The organism is Paraburkholderia sp. J94 (assembly GCF_905220285.1).
GTDB classification, from domain to species: Bacteria; Pseudomonadota; Gammaproteobacteria; order Burkholderiales; family Burkholderiaceae; genus Paraburkholderia; species Paraburkholderia tropica_A.
This window is the reverse complement of sequence record NZ_CAJMZH010000010.1, coordinates 51,705-65,016: the sequence shown is the minus strand read 5'-3', so window position 1 is coordinate 65,016 and position 13,312 is coordinate 51,705. Positions and strand designations below refer to the sequence as shown.

Annotated in this window: 12 protein-coding genes and 1 pseudogene; all 13 read right to left on the bottom strand. The window is 65.6% G+C overall.

Annotated elements, in window-relative coordinates:
• Positions 1–266: 266 nt before the first annotated feature.
• The 13 genes and pseudogenes from U4Y88_RS22185 to U4Y88_RS22125 all read right to left on the bottom strand — a co-directional run bounded on the left by U4Y88_RS22185 (position 267) and on the right by U4Y88_RS22125 (position 13,307).
• Positions 267–1,592: a histidine-type phosphatase gene (locus tag U4Y88_RS22185; protein WP_321786378.1), complete on the bottom strand. Its 1,326-nt coding sequence runs from the start codon at positions 1,590–1,592 to the stop codon at positions 267–269.
• A gap of 39 nt (positions 1,593–1,631) precedes the next feature.
• The gene (locus U4Y88_RS22180; protein WP_321786376.1) at positions 1,632–3,863 is read right to left on the bottom strand and encodes a TonB-dependent siderophore receptor; all 2,232 of its coding nucleotides are present in this window, start codon (positions 3,861–3,863) and stop codon (positions 1,632–1,634) included.
• 166 nt (positions 3,864–4,029) lie between these two features.
• Positions 4,030–4,449, bottom strand: a complete 420-nt coding sequence (locus U4Y88_RS22175) for an ExbD/TolR family protein (RefSeq protein WP_224017585.1) — start codon at positions 4,447–4,449, stop codon at positions 4,030–4,032.
• Positions 4,449–5,213 carry a MotA/TolQ/ExbB proton channel family protein gene (locus U4Y88_RS22170; RefSeq protein ID WP_321786374.1) on the bottom strand — a complete coding sequence of 255 codons (765 nt, stop codon included), beginning with the start codon at positions 5,211–5,213 and terminating at the stop codon, positions 4,449–4,451. The genes U4Y88_RS22175 and U4Y88_RS22170 overlap by 1 nt, the downstream gene beginning before the upstream one ends.
• A gap of 25 nt (positions 5,214–5,238) precedes the next feature.
• Positions 5,239–6,000, bottom strand: coding sequence for a TonB family protein (locus tag U4Y88_RS22165; protein WP_321786372.1), 762 nt, complete (start codon positions 5,998–6,000; stop codon positions 5,239–5,241).
• A gap of 211 nt (positions 6,001–6,211) precedes the next feature.
• Positions 6,212–7,060 carry an inositol monophosphatase gene (locus U4Y88_RS22160; RefSeq protein WP_321786370.1) on the bottom strand — a complete coding sequence of 283 codons (849 nt, stop codon included), beginning with the start codon at positions 7,058–7,060 and terminating at the stop codon, positions 6,212–6,214.
• A complete protein-coding gene (locus U4Y88_RS22155; protein ID WP_321786368.1) occupies positions 7,057–8,166 on the bottom strand; it encodes an ABC transporter ATP-binding protein in 1,110 nt (369 codons plus the stop codon). Before U4Y88_RS22155 ends, U4Y88_RS22160 begins: the two co-directional genes overlap by 4 nt.
• A complete protein-coding gene (locus U4Y88_RS22150; protein WP_321786366.1) occupies positions 8,163–9,944 on the bottom strand; it encodes an iron ABC transporter permease in 1,782 nt (593 codons plus the stop codon). Before U4Y88_RS22150 ends, U4Y88_RS22155 begins: the two co-directional genes overlap by 4 nt.
• Positions 9,934–10,947 carry an ABC transporter substrate-binding protein gene (locus U4Y88_RS22145; protein WP_321786364.1) on the bottom strand — a complete coding sequence of 338 codons (1,014 nt, stop codon included), beginning with the start codon at positions 10,945–10,947 and terminating at the stop codon, positions 9,934–9,936. Before U4Y88_RS22145 ends, U4Y88_RS22150 begins: the two co-directional genes overlap by 11 nt.
• A 99-nt stretch (positions 10,948–11,046) precedes the next feature.
• On the bottom strand, positions 11,047–12,063 hold the full coding sequence (locus tag U4Y88_RS22140) for a LacI family DNA-binding transcriptional regulator (protein WP_224017598.1): 1,017 nt from the start codon (positions 12,061–12,063) through the stop codon (positions 11,047–11,049).
• A gap of 205 nt (positions 12,064–12,268) precedes the next feature.
• Positions 12,269–12,439 (bottom strand): annotated as a pseudogene (locus tag U4Y88_RS22135) (MBL fold metallo-hydrolase); the annotation flags it as partial.
• Positions 12,440–12,457: 18 nt separating this feature from the next.
• Complete coding sequence (locus U4Y88_RS22130) at positions 12,458–12,784, bottom strand: hypothetical protein (protein ID WP_321786360.1); 327 nt, start codon at positions 12,782–12,784, stop codon at positions 12,458–12,460.
• Between the two features lie 7 nt (positions 12,785–12,791).
• Positions 12,792–13,307, bottom strand: a complete 516-nt coding sequence (locus U4Y88_RS22125) for a sugar ABC transporter (protein ID WP_321786701.1) — start codon at positions 13,305–13,307, stop codon at positions 12,792–12,794.
• Positions 13,308–13,312 lie beyond the last annotated feature (5 nt).

The following is a 13,312-nucleotide window of genomic DNA, read 5'->3' as shown; positions in this document are numbered from 1 at the left end:
CGCCAACATTCCGCCAGAAAGGAAGGCAAAAAGCGCGCCACGCGCGGATGCGTCGGTACGCGCCTATCTACACGGCGCGACTCGACCGAGCCTCCTCCTGAATGCACCATCGGCGTGCATCACGCACCACCGCCGCCGCGAAATGGTCGTGCAATAGTCGCGAATCAGCCGCATCAACGGCTCCTCGCGGCGTGCCATCCCTATTTGCAAACATTTGACCGCGTGGACGCGCGTACGTCGCTCGTCCTCGTCACCGCTTCACCGCACTACGGCTTCAACGCCGTTTTCACTTGCGCATCGAACGCATCGAGCGGAATAAGCGTGCGCCCATCCGCATCGCGCAGCACCGCTTTCAGCGGCCCATTTCGGCCCTTCAACACCGTAATCGCGCGCATCTGATCGAGACTCTGCGCGAGATACGACACGCGCACGAACACCGCGCCGTCGCGCTCGCGCACGAAACGTTCGAACAGCAGCGTGCCGCCCGGCACCGCGTCGTTCTCGCGATACTCGCCGAGCTTCCAGTCGAAATTCAGCAAGGTCCGCAGTTGCGCGATATTCGTATCGTGACCCACGAGCACTTGCAGACGCGCATCGCCTTCGCCCGTTTCACCGCGATCGTCGTCGTTCAGCGCGCGCGTGACGCGCTCCAGCAACGGTGCGCCGCCGCGACGCGCGATCAACGGCACGTGATTCGTGTACGCATATTTCGCGCTGCGCAAACCCATCAGCCCGATCACATCCGCACTGCTGCGCACGTGGCCGAATGCAATGCGTTCGAGCGGCCAGCCATCGGCGTATTGCATGCGGATGGTCTCGCTCATCGCCGCGCCCACGGCCACCGGGCCCGTCAATTTCGCCGCGTTGCCCACGACTTTCACGCCCCACGGCGCGGCATAGAGCCCGCAGTGCGAAGCGCCTTTTTCCTCGACGCAGGCGTGCGGCGCGCCCACCACGCGCGCCATCGCCGCGACGTCGGCGGCATAGCGGCGACTCGCGGCTTGCGGCGAACCCATAGCGGCGAGCATCGCCGCTTGCGCCTGCTCCGCTTCGTGAGGATCGGCGCTATCGGCATCGGTTTCGTCGGCGTGAAAGAGCGTGTCCTGATTCTCCGCCGCGTGCCCCGCTTCGACGCCGCAACGCGGCAGCACGCCATCGAGCCACGCCCGCGCCGTGGCCTGCGTGCGCGAGGCAGGACTCGACCAGACGAACACGTCGTGCGCGCTCGCACACGTGCCGGGATCGAGCAGCCCTTGATGCACGAAGTATTCGCGCTCCCAGCGACCCAACGCAACGATCGCGCGATAACCGTGCGGCGTGAGTTCGCCGTCCGGCACCTCGAACGCGGGCCAGGGCTGCGCCGACGACGCGTTCATCTTGCGCGTATCCGTGGCCGCCCGCACGCCGTGGCGCATCACGATCACCGCGCGATCGAGTTGCATGCCCGCGGGCGCGCTTTCGTCGGCGCGCGCGATCTGTGCGTGTTGCGGTTGCACTTCGGCGAACGACACACCACACGTCGTCGCGAGCACACCGCCCATCATCCACGACGCGCACACGAACGCGCGCCGCATTCCCTCGAACTGATTCATCGATTTATTCCATCCGACGCGCGTTCCTGAATCGCACATTTAGAAATCCACACGCGCATTAAGGCTCAACGTGCGCGGCGCGCCCACCTGCAAATAATTTTCCTGGTAATAAGTCCAGTAGTGATGATTCGTCAGGTTCGTGATATTCGCGCGCAGCGTAACGAGCTTACCGGCGACGATCGTACGATAGCCGATACCCGCATCGAACAGCATGGTCGGATTGATGTAATGCACGTTGCCCGAGTCGATCGCCATGCCGCCGAGATAACGCCCGCCCGCCTGCACATAGAGCCCATGCACGGCCGGCACGCGCCACACGGCCTGCAACGCCGCCTGATAGTTCGGCGCGCCGACCGCGCGATTACCGCTCACGCCATCGGCGGCGTCGCGATAATGCGCGCTGAGCGCCATCAGGCTCGCGTCGATCGTGAGGCTGCGCAGCACGTCCACCGAAGCGTTCAACTCCGCGCCCTGATAGACGATCTTGCCGTCTTCGACATAGACATTCGCGCTATTCGTGTACTCCGCGCCGCGTTCGATGCGGAACAGCGCGGCCGTCGCACGCCAGCGGCCATGGTCGGTTTTCGCGCCGATTTCATATTGACGGCTCTTGATCGGTGCCATCACCTGATACGCGTTCGCCGTCGAACTGTCCGCCGTGCCGCCCGACTCCAGCGCCTCGACATAGCTCGCGTAAAACGTCAGGTCGCTGCGCGGCGCGAACATCAGCGCGAGCGTCGGCGTGACCGGCGACTTGTGATAGTTGGTTGCGCCGGACGTTGCGGAATCGTGGCCCACTTCGTCGTACGACTCGTAACGCACGCCCGCGAGCAGCGACCACGGACCGTAGGTAATGCGGTCGCTCGCGAACAGCGCCTGCTGCGTGATCTTGTCGTCGCCGAAGGTGCCGCCGCTATACGCAATGCCGTCCGCCGAGAAAATCGTCGGGTCGTAGATATTGCCGGTGCCCACCACGGTTTTCGGCGTCTTCACCGACTTGTTCGACAGCAGCACCATCGACGACGCGCCGAGCACGATCTCATGCTGCAACGGGCCCGTGTTGAATTTCCCTTCGACGGTTGCCTGCACGTCGTCGAATTCATAGCTGTGATATTCCGAACTGATGCGGTCGGAGTAATCGCCCGCATTGCTCGAAATATAGTATTGATCCTTCGCGTAGCGGCGCACCGAATCCGAATAACGATAGGCAATTTTCGCCTGCCATTCCGGCGCGATCTTGTACGCCACGCCGAGCGTCGCGAGTTTGTAATCGACGTCGGTATACGAGCCGTCGCTATAAAGACGCGTGCCGCCGGAGAGCGGCTTCGGCACCGCGTATTTCGTGCTGGTGATGATATCGACGCCGCCCGACGTGCGGCGCTGCTGATAGATCGTATCGAACGTGACGGACAGATCCTTCGTGAGCTGCGCGTCGAGGCTCAAACCGACTGCCGTGCGATTGATCGTCGCGTCGCCCTCGCCCGCATTGCCCTCTTCGTGCACGACGTTGAAGCGAAAGCCGAACATCTTGTCCTTGCCGAAGCGTCCGCCCGTATCGATGTGTTCCTTGAAGACGCTATCGGTCGAATAACCCTGGTCGTAGCTGAACGTGAAGGTGTCGGTCGCGCGTTTCGTCACGTAATTGACGATGCCGCCGGGGCTGCCGAAGCCATACATGAAACCCGCAAGCCCTTTGAGCACTTCGATGCGGTCGAACATTTCGAGCGGCATTTCCACGCCGCGATTCACGTTCGCCATGCCATCGACCTTGTAACCGTTGAGGTCGTCGAGCGGCAGGCCGCGCACCGCGAGCGTCGCCGGGTGCGTGCCGTAGCTCGAACTGATCGACGTCACCGACGCATCGTATTTCACGGCCTCGGAGAGAATCTTCGCCTGACGATCCTCGATCTCCTCGCCGCTCACCGACTGGATCGAAAACGGCGTGTCGATCTCCGCATGGCTGCCGAGCGCGCCCGCGTTCGCGCGCTGCTTGAGGCTTTCGGGCTTGTCCGGCGCGGCGCTGACCTGCACTTCGGGCATGGTCGTTTCCGATGCGCTCGTTGTCGTGCTCGTTGTCGTGCTCGTTGTCGTGCTCGTTGTGGTGCTCGTTGTGGTGCTCGTTGCGCTTGCAGTGCTCGATGCGCCCGTGGCCGCCGCGGCGGTTTGCGCCGAGGCGAACGGCGCGAAGCCGGCCAGACACAGGCCCGCGGCCATCAATTGCGCCTGCAGACGCGAGACGCGAGGCGGCAGGAACGAACTCGTGATCTTCATGATATTTGGGTGATCGGTACAGATGCGTGGGTTCGCGGAAAGCGGTCTATCCGCTTTCCGTACGTGTTCTTGCTTTCGGAATCCTGATTAACTGACGCTGATCGCTTTCGTCGATTGGGTCGATAAGGTCGATTACGACGACTACGCGCGTTCGCTCACTATCAGATCAGTGCGCGTTCTCGTCGCTGACGAAGCCGATCCGGCTCAGGCCGCCGTGCTGCGCCGCGGCCATCACCTGCATCACTTCTTCGTAAGGCGTTCGGCGGTCGGCGCGCAGATGCAGTTCGGTCTGCGGATCGTGCTGTGCCGCGTCGGCGGCCAATTGTTCGAGCGTCGCGACATCGACACTGCGGTCGTTCCAGTGAATCACGCCGCCCGCGTCGATGGCCACGTCGACAGTTGCGGGCTTCGCCTGAATCTGCGCGGAAGAAACACGCGGCAATTCCACCTTCACGGCGTGCTGCAACGCGGGCATCGTGATGATGAACACCACCAGCAGCACGAGCATGACGTCAACGAGCGGGGTCGTGTTGATCTCGGGATTGAAGCCGTCTTCGAGATCGTCGCGCAACGAGCGGCCGGCCATTACGCGGCCTCCGCCTGCAGGCCGCGTGCATCCGCACGCGCGGCATGGCGCGGCGCAGCGGCGTGCAGCGACGCGTGCTGGCCGTCGAGACGCTCGCCCGCCACGATCGCATCGAGCACGTCGAAGCCGAAACCGGACAGCGCGCCGATCGTCGTCTTGTTACCGCGCAACAGCGTGTTATAGGCGAGCGAAGCGGGAATCGCGACCGCGAGACCGAAGGCGGTCATCACCAGCGTTTCGCCGACCGGACCGGCCACTTCGCCGATGCTCGCCTGCCCCGCTGCGCCGATGGTCATCAGCGCGTGATAGATGCCCCACACCGTGCCGAACAGACCGATGAACGGCGCGCTCGAACTGATGGTCGCGAGCAGCGGCAGACCGCTTTGCACACGCGCCTGGCGGCGTGCGATGCATTCATGCAGCGCGCGCGTGAGCCAGTCGGTCAGCGAGGGCGGCGTGCGGCCCGCCTGCGCCGCGCGTTCGTGCTGCGCGCTCGCGTCGAGCGCCGTGCGGGCGAGATCGGCATACGCGTTGTCACGCACATTGCCGCCGATGGCGTGCGCGCCTTCCGCGAGCGTGGGCGCTTGCCAGAATACGCGCGCCGCGCGGTTTGCCAGCGCGCGCTCGCGCCATTGCGCGAAAGCGCGCGTGACGATCACGTACCACGATGCGATCGACATCGCGAGCAGTCCCGCCGCGACGCACTTGATGACGAGATCGGATTGCGCCCAGAGCGCGCCGATTCCAAGGGAAGCCGTTGCCATAAATTGCCTCTCGAGAAGATTGAATTCAGTCGCCGAGCGAAAAACGCAGCGGCACGATGACGTAGACGGGAATGGCGCGGCCATCCTCGACATAAGGTTTGAAACGCGCGCCGCGCACTGCGTCGAGCGCGGCCTGATCGAGCGCCGCCGAGCCGGACGAAGCGCGCAATACGACTTCGCGCGGCTGACCGTTTTCATCGACAAGCACACGTACCTGCGCCACGCCTTCCTCGCCCATGCGCCGCGAAGCGTCGGGATAAACCGGCACCGGCGCGCGCAGATATTGCACGCCGTGCGTCACCGTTTTCGGCGTGGCGGGCGCGCTGGTTTGCGCGGGCGCGGCGGGCTGCGCCGCGGTTTGCGTGGGCGCGGCTTGCTGCGTGGGCGGTGCGGATTGCGCGCGCACCGGTACGGGTTGTGCGGGCACCGGCGCGGGTTCAGACTGCGCGGCCACGCGCTCGGTCGTGCGCGTGCGCACCACCGCGCGATGCGTGACGGGCTTTTGCACTTGCGGCGGCAGCGGATGCGCGGGCGCGGGTTGCGTAGCTGGCTGAGGCGCGGGCGCCTGCACGAGCGTGGCGTAGATCGGCGCCACCGCTGCGTGCGTCGTCGGCGTCGAATGCACGCCGCTCAACAGCGCGATGCCGCCCACGTGCACGCCAACGAGCGCCGCCAGCAACACCGTCCGCCCCACGCGGCGCGGCTGCGCGGAGCCGCGTTGTTGCGCCGACGTTGCGAACGTCGGCGTCTGCATAAACGGCGTGAACGAGCCGTGTGCGCCGGACATGTTTTCTCCTTGCTGAAGCGCGTGCCGCGAGGCCCGCGCCTGAACGAATCACGATTGCACACGTGTGCAAATCAAGGCCGCATACTCTGTGTCGTACAACGATGCGTAATGTAGTTGCCGAGCGTTACGTGGGCATGACATCCGCCTTACTCGTCATTTCACGCAGCTTGAATCGCGACGTTGCGCACGCCACACATGCACACGTGTGCATCTACACCGATAAAAAAGCGGCCGCCTCGATGTCGGCGTTCAATTCGCCAAAAACGCGCGCGTTCGCGGCGATCACGGCATTGCCGCGAACCAGGCCATCGTCGGCGAGAAATGCATTGGTCGCTCCGCCCGCTTCCGTCACCAGCACGATGCCCGCGACCGCGTCCCACGCATGCATATGCGGCTCGTAATAACCGATCAGCCTCCCCGCCGCTGTGTACGCGAGCATCAACGCGCCCGAGCCGTTGCGCACGAACATGCCGCCGCGCGCGAGCCAGCGCTCGACGAAAGCGAGAAACGGCGTGCTGCTCACGCGATGCGAAATGCCCACGCCCAGCACGCCATCGGCGGCGCTCGCCGCCTGCGCGACCTGCAATGCACGGCGTTCGGGATGCGCCTGCGCCGCGTGCAGATCGATCCACGCGCCACCGTTTTTCTCGGCATGAAAGAGCTCATCGGCGTTCGGATCGTAGACCACGCCGATGGCTGCCTCGCCGTCGATCACCACGGCAATCGACACGCACCACGCGTACATGCCGTGCAAAAAGCAGCTCGTGCCGTCGATCGGATCGACGACCCATTGCGCGCGCGCCGTGCGCTCCGTTGCCGTCTCCTGCACGAGCGCCGCGCTTTCCTCGCCGAGAAAACGATCATCGGGAAAGCGGCTTGCGACGCGCGCACGCACCAGCGCCTCGACATCGCGATCGGCGATGCTCACGACATCCTGCACGCCCTTGTATTCGATAACGAGTTGTTCGCGCTGCTCGAAGCACGCGCGCGCATGGCGGCCCGCTTCAAGCGCGATCGCGCGCGCCGCTGCATAACGCGCGGACTGAAACGCGCCGCTCATGGCGCCTCCCCGAGCAGATGCGCGCCGCGCGCGTCGAGCGCCACGGCCACGCGCGCGCCTTCGGGCAGCGGCCGATCGAACGAATGCGATACCACAGTGAGTTCTCCTGCCGTCGTGTCGACGGTGTAGTGCGTGCTCCGTCCAAGCCACGTCGCGCGGCGGATCACGCCGGCGAGGCCCAGGTGCGGAGCAAAGTTATCGATGACTTCCAGCGCAAGCGCCTCGGGCCGCACGGCAATGCGCGCGCGCACGATACGCGGCCCGTGCCACGCGAAATGCAGCGGCTTGCCGAGCAGATCGCAATGCGCGCGGCCCGCCTCGCAGGCGAGCACCGGAAGGTCCAGAAAATTCGCGTTGCCGATGAAGGACGCGACAAAAGCATTGGCGGGCCGCTCGACCAGCGTGCGCGGATCGGCGTGCTGCGCGACCGCGCCCGCTTCCATCACGACGATCTCATCGGCAATCGCGAGCGCCTCTTCCTGATCGTGCGTGACGTACACCACGCTCAGATTCAGTTCGCGCTGCAACTCGCGAATTTCTTCGCGCACCTGCACGCGCAAGCGCGCATCGAGATTCGAAAGCGGTTCGTCGAACAGCATCACATCCGGTTCGAGCACGAGCGCACGCGCCACGGCCACGCGCTGCTGCTGGCCGCCCGAGAGTTCGTGCGGCATGCGACGCCCGTGCGCGCTGAGTCCCACGCGCGCGAGCGCCGCATCCACGCGCGCTTCCGCATCGCGCTTCGGCACGCGCGCCACGCTCAATCCGTACGCGATGTTTTGCTCCACGCTCAGATGCGGAAACAGCGCATACGACTGAAACACCATGCTGACGTTGCGCGCCTGCGCGCCCAGCCGCGTCACGTCACGCCCGCCGATGACGATGCGTCCCGCGTCTGCCAGATCGAGCCCGGCGATCAGACGCAGCATCGTGGTCTTGCCGCAGCCGCTCGGGCCGAGCAAGGTCGTGAGCTTGCCGCGCGAGATCGTCAGCGACAGTTCGTCGAGGACGGCGCGTCCGCCCCATTCCTTGCGCACGCGCTCGAACACGACGGCGGCCTGCGCTTCGTCGGCGCGCGTGCGGGCTTGCTGCGCAATGGCGCTCATGACGTGCACTCCGTGGTCGTGCGCGTGCCGACTGCCTGCACGCGCGTGTTGCGAAAATACCCTGTTTCAAGCACTTTTCGCGCTGATCGGGCCGTTCGCGCGAGCACTCTCGCCACGACCAGCAGCGCGAACAGCACGACGACGAGCGTGCCCGCAAGCGCGAGCGCCGGGCCGTCGTTGCCGTTCGACACAAGGCCCATCAGATACGTCGTGGCGAGATCGTGATCGGCGCTGACGAGAAAAATCACCGCGCTGACCGTGGTCGCCGCGCGCACGAAACCGTGAATCAGCGCAGCACCGAGCGCGGGCAGCATCAGCGGCAGATGGAGGCGGTGCAGCGTCGTCCACGAACCGGCGCGCAAGCTCGCCGAGGCTTCGTCGAGCACGGGGTCGATCTGCGCGAAGGCCGCCGAGATCGCTCGCAAGCCGAGCGGCATGTTTCGGAATACGAACGACAGCACGAGGATCGATGCGCCGCCCGCGAGCATCAGCGGCGGCGCATCGAACGCGTGCGCCCACGCGAGGCCCATCACTGTGCCGGGCACGGCGAGCGAGACGGCGAACACGCCTTCGAGCACGCCGCGTCCGGGAAAGCGGCGGCGCGCAAGCAGCCAGCCCGCCAGCAACGCGGCGGCGGCGGTCAACGGCGCAGCGATCGCGGACAGGCGCAACGTTTCGAGCACCGCGTCCCACGCCGTGCCCGTCAGCACGAAGCGGCCATCGTCGAAGGCGACGCCCAGCACATCGGCGAAATGCGCGGCGGTCAGCGTGAAATCCACGCCCCACAGGCGCACGAAACCGCCCAACAGCAGCGTGCCGTAGACCGCAAGCGCGAGCCCGCACCACGGCACGCAGACGAGCGCGAGTGCGCCCTGCACGCCTGCCCCGAGCGGCGTGCCCTGCGCCGCCACCGGCTTGCCGCTCACGCTCGCGTAGCGCGCGCGGCCGAGCCACGCACGCTGCAACACGAACGCGCCGAGCGCGATCGTCAGCAGCCAGACGCCGAGCACGGCGGCGCGCGCGGCGTTCTGCTCCGCGCCCACCACGGCGAAATAGAGGTCCGTCGACAGCACGCGGAAATTGCCGCCGACCACGAGCGGATCGCCGAAATCGGCGACGCTCTCGATGAAGCACAGCAGCCATGCGTTCGCCACGCCGGGGCGCAGCATCGGCCAGGTCACCGTGCGCAGGATCGTCCAGTTCGACGCGCGCAAGGTCGCCGCCGCCTCTTCGAGCGATGCGGGCACGCGCGCGACCACGGTGCGCAGCGTGAGATACGCGAGCGGCGCGAACGCGAGACTTTGCGCGAGCACGATGCCCGGCACGCCGTAGAGCCAACGCCCCGGCGCGACATCGAACAGATCGGCGGCCTCGCGCGTGACGAGACCGTTGCGGCCGAACAGCAGGATCAGCGCGAGGCCGACCGCGAACGGCGGCGTGATCGCGGGCAGCACGGCGATGGCGCGCAACGCGGTGCGCGCGATAGGCGAACGCGCGGGCGCGCCGCGTTGCGCGAGCATGGCGAGCGCGCCGCCGATCAGCGTCGCCAGCGTGGCGCTCACGACGCCGAGCGCGAGCGTATGCCAGCCGCTGCCGCACGCGCCGCCGCTCACGCACGCGAGCGACCACACGCTGGCGTCGAACCAGTTGTGCCACGCCAGGGCTGCGGGCAGCAGCACGCTGCGCGCGAGCGGCGCGATCACGAACACGCCGAGCGCCACGCACACGGCGATCAGCACCGCGCGCGCGAAGCCGTCGAAAGCGCCATCAGTGCGCATGGGCGTAAATCTCCGTCGTCCAGCGTTCGAGCAGATGCTTGCGCACCGCCGGATCGCCGAAGCGTGCGAAGTCGTAGTCGATCAGACGAATGCCTTCGGGACGCGGCGCGTTCGCGGGAATCGCGGCGGCGCGGTTCGACGGAATCTGATAGGCGTGCGCCTTGTCGGCGAGCGATTGCACATCGGCGCGCAAGGCGAATTCGTAGAAGCGCTGCGCGAGCGCGGCATGCGCGGCGCCCGCGATCAGGCTCATGCCGCCGATCTCGTAGCCCGTGCCTTCGCAGGGCGTGACCGTCGCGATATCGAAGCCCGCCACGCGCTGCTTGACGAGGTCGTGCAGGAATTCGACTGCCACGTCGGCTTCGCCGCGCGACACGGCTTCACCCGGACCAACGCCCGTCGAGGTGTACTGGCTCACGTTCGCATTCAGGCGGCGCAGATAGTCGAACGCACCGTCCTCGCCTTTGAGCTGCACGAGCGTCGCGAGCGCGACATAGGCCGTGCCCGACGCGTTCGGATTGGCGATCTGGATCTCGCCGCGCCACGACTTCGCGAGCAGATCGCTCCAGCAACGCGGCGGCGTCTGTTTGCGACGGCGCAGCGCGTCCGCGTCGTAGCCGATGCCGAGCACGCCCTGATAGATGCCCACCGTGCGGCTCCGTCCAACCTGCGCGAAACGCTGCGCCCACGGCTGCAATTGCGCGAGTTGCGGCGAACGATAATCTTGCGTGAGGCCTTCGAACGCCGCCTGCAAATGCGCGTCGCCGGACCCGGCCCACCAGATATCGAATTGCGGATGCGCGCGTTGCGCGGCCACGAGCGCGAGCGCCTCGCCCGCGCTCTTGCGAATCATCGCGACATGCACGCCGGTCTCCTGCTCGAAGCGGTTTTTCATCAACTGGCACCACTCCAGATCGGCGGAACACAGCAGATTCAGGCGTTCGTCGGCATGCGCGGACGGCGTCGCGAGGCACAGCGCCGAGGCCAGCGCAGTTGCGGCCATGCGCAGCGAATTCTTGCACTCGATTGCAAAACGACGCGGCGGCTTGCGAAGTCGGGAGAACAGGGACATGGGATGGAACCGTGGCGAAGAGAGAACGCGTCAGCCGGTCGTGGCGCGGCGGACGAACGAAACAGAAATCACGCGGGCCTGCGTGGGCCGCGAGAAATCGCCGATACGCTCGGCGAGCAGATCGACCGCGCCTTGCGCGAGCGCGTCGGTGTTCTGGGCGATGGTCGAAAGGCGATAGCTGTCGAGCGAGGCGTGTTGAATATCGTCGAAGCCGACGACGCGCACGTCTTCGGGAATGCGCAGATTGAACGCGCGCCGCGCTTCGTCCATGAAACCGAGCGCGATCATGTCGGTCGCGCAGAACACGCCGTCGGGCACGTTGCCGCCCGCGAGCAGTTCGCGCGCCGCAAGCTGCCCCGCTTCATACGACACGATCGTGGTGTTGCACACGGTCACGCGCGCGCGGCGCACGCCGCAATTCGCGAGGCCGGCGAGAAAACCTTCGCAGCGCTGACGCGCGCCGTGGTGCGTGGCCTGCGGCCCGATAAACGCAAAGCGCAGCGCGCCGGAATCGAACAACGCGCGCGCGGCCAGTGCGCCGCCCGCTGCGTTATCGCTGTTGACGAGGTCGGCGCCTTCGAGTTCGGCGGCGCGATTGATCATCGCGACGGGCACGTGGCGGTCGAGATATTCGCGCGCGAGTGCGAGCGGCGGCGCGCCCGAGGTCATGATCACGCCCGCGATCCGGTAGCTCAGCAGCACGTGCAGCGCGTAGCCGATCTGGTCGGGATCGTCGGCGTTCATGAGGATCGGCAGCATGCCGCGCGTGCCGAGATGATGCGCGATCGGCGTGAGCAATTGCGCACGAAACGGGCTCGCGAGCGCCGACGTCACCACGCCGACGAAATTGCTGCGCCCCTGGATCGTGTTGCGCGCATTGATATCGACGTGATAATTCAGCGTGCGCGCGGCTTCGAGCACGCGTGCGCGCGTTTTCGCCGATACGCTCGCGCCCGGCGTGAACGTGCGCGAGACGGCCGAGCGCGAAACGCCCGCCATGCGCGCGACGTCCTCGGCCACGGCCCAGCTTTTCTCCTTGAGGCTCATCGGATGGATTCGGGTGGGCCGTCGCGCGGCCCATGGCTGCCAATGATGACCGCGGAGCTTAAGGGGCGTATGTGTCTGTCGCGTGACAAAGCGCCGGATGGCGGCGCGCGGATACGCCGCGGAGCGTGCTCGCGATCAGGTTTCGCGCTCGTAGCGCAGGCGATATTCGCCTTGGCTGCGCTCGATTCGCGCGAAGCCCGGTTCAATTGATATGCACAGCGGAAGGTGATTGCTCGCCTGCGTCGCGCTGCATCTTCGTCGCCTCGCTGGCGTCGATGTTCGCCAGGAAATCGAGGCTGGCGTTCAGATAACCGTCGCTGATCGCATGGATCGTGAAATCCCCCACTTGCTGACCCGGAAAAGATTGCGTGAACATCGTGATTCTCCAGATACGCTAATTGCGTGCGTATATCGTCGCGGCGGCATAGCCAAAACAACGAATGCGCGAGGTCAGCCCTGTGCGGCGTGCAATGACATGGTCGAGGTCTGCCATAAACGTGTTCATGACCTCGGGCGTGCGAAACGCAGTGAGCCGATATTGAATCTCCGCGAAGACGGGATGCCCGTAACCCTGCCGAACCGCCACATAAATCACGTGGACGTTTTTGAGGTCTGCGTCGAGCACATCGGTGCAAAGCTCGACGCAATCGCTGGACAGTCCGGCTAAATGCTCATCGGGTGGCATGTGCTCCGCGCGAATATAGAACGTCACATTTGGCATCGCGGGCCTAATCCGTCAGTTGCCCGCTCATCGGCGCATAGAAATGGACGCCTTCGGGCGCATTCCCGGCAAGCGGCGCACGGCTTTGCGGCCGTACCGCGAGCCATCGAGATTCGGGAAACTTCTCCAGCGCAACGGCTTGCATGGCCAGCGGCTTCAGGCCCATCTGGATCAGCGCCTCGGGGCCGCTCGCACTCAGCACGAGGAGTTCGTCGGCCTTGACCTCGGGCGCAAGACCGATATCGCCATAGAGATTGCGATGCCAGTCGGTAATGTGCTGCTGCCATTTGGCGAAATTGCCGCCGCCTTTCTGGCGATATTCCTCGCCCGTCAACACATCGAGACTATCGACCGTGTGAACCGCGAGATAAACGGGGCAACCCGCGCTGATCGCCTTGAAGCGTTGCGACGTGTGAAAGCCCGTTACGGAAATCAGCGCGGGCAATTTTTCGAGGCTATAAAAATTGTTCCATTCAGCTTCGCTATGGGGATCGGCGAAACTGCATTCGACGGTGTAGATCATTGGAT

Coding starts and splice junctions, on each gene's coding strand:
- U4Y88_RS22140 (WP_224017598.1), bottom strand. CDS start 12,063: ATGAGCCTCAAGGAGAAAAGCTGGGCCGTGGCCGAGGACGTCGCGCGC.
- U4Y88_RS22185 (WP_321786378.1), bottom strand. CDS start 1,592: ATGAATCAGTTCGAGGGAATGCGGCGCGCGTTCGTGTGCGCGTCGTGG.
- U4Y88_RS22160 (WP_321786370.1), bottom strand. CDS start 7,060: ATGAGCGGCGCGTTTCAGTCCGCGCGTTATGCAGCGGCGCGCGCGATC.
- U4Y88_RS22125 (WP_321786701.1), bottom strand. CDS start 13,307: ATGATCTACACCGTCGAATGCAGTTTCGCCGATCCCCATAGCGAAGCT.
- U4Y88_RS22130 (WP_321786360.1), bottom strand. CDS start 12,784: ATGCCAAATGTGACGTTCTATATTCGCGCGGAGCACATGCCACCCGAT.
- U4Y88_RS22155 (WP_321786368.1), bottom strand. CDS start 8,166: ATGAGCGCCATTGCGCAGCAAGCCCGCACGCGCGCCGACGAAGCGCAG.
- U4Y88_RS22145 (WP_321786364.1), bottom strand. CDS start 10,947: ATGGCCGCAACTGCGCTGGCCTCGGCGCTGTGCCTCGCGACGCCGTCC.
- U4Y88_RS22180 (WP_321786376.1), bottom strand. CDS start 3,863: ATGAAGATCACGAGTTCGTTCCTGCCGCCTCGCGTCTCGCGTCTGCAG.
- U4Y88_RS22170 (WP_321786374.1), bottom strand. CDS start 5,213: ATGGCAACGGCTTCCCTTGGAATCGGCGCGCTCTGGGCGCAATCCGAT.
- U4Y88_RS22175 (WP_224017585.1), bottom strand. CDS start 4,449: ATGGCCGGCCGCTCGTTGCGCGACGATCTCGAAGACGGCTTCAATCCC.
- U4Y88_RS22150 (WP_321786366.1), bottom strand. CDS start 9,944: ATGCGCACTGATGGCGCTTTCGACGGCTTCGCGCGCGCGGTGCTGATC.
- U4Y88_RS22165 (WP_321786372.1), bottom strand. CDS start 6,000: ATGTCCGGCGCACACGGCTCGTTCACGCCGTTTATGCAGACGCCGACG.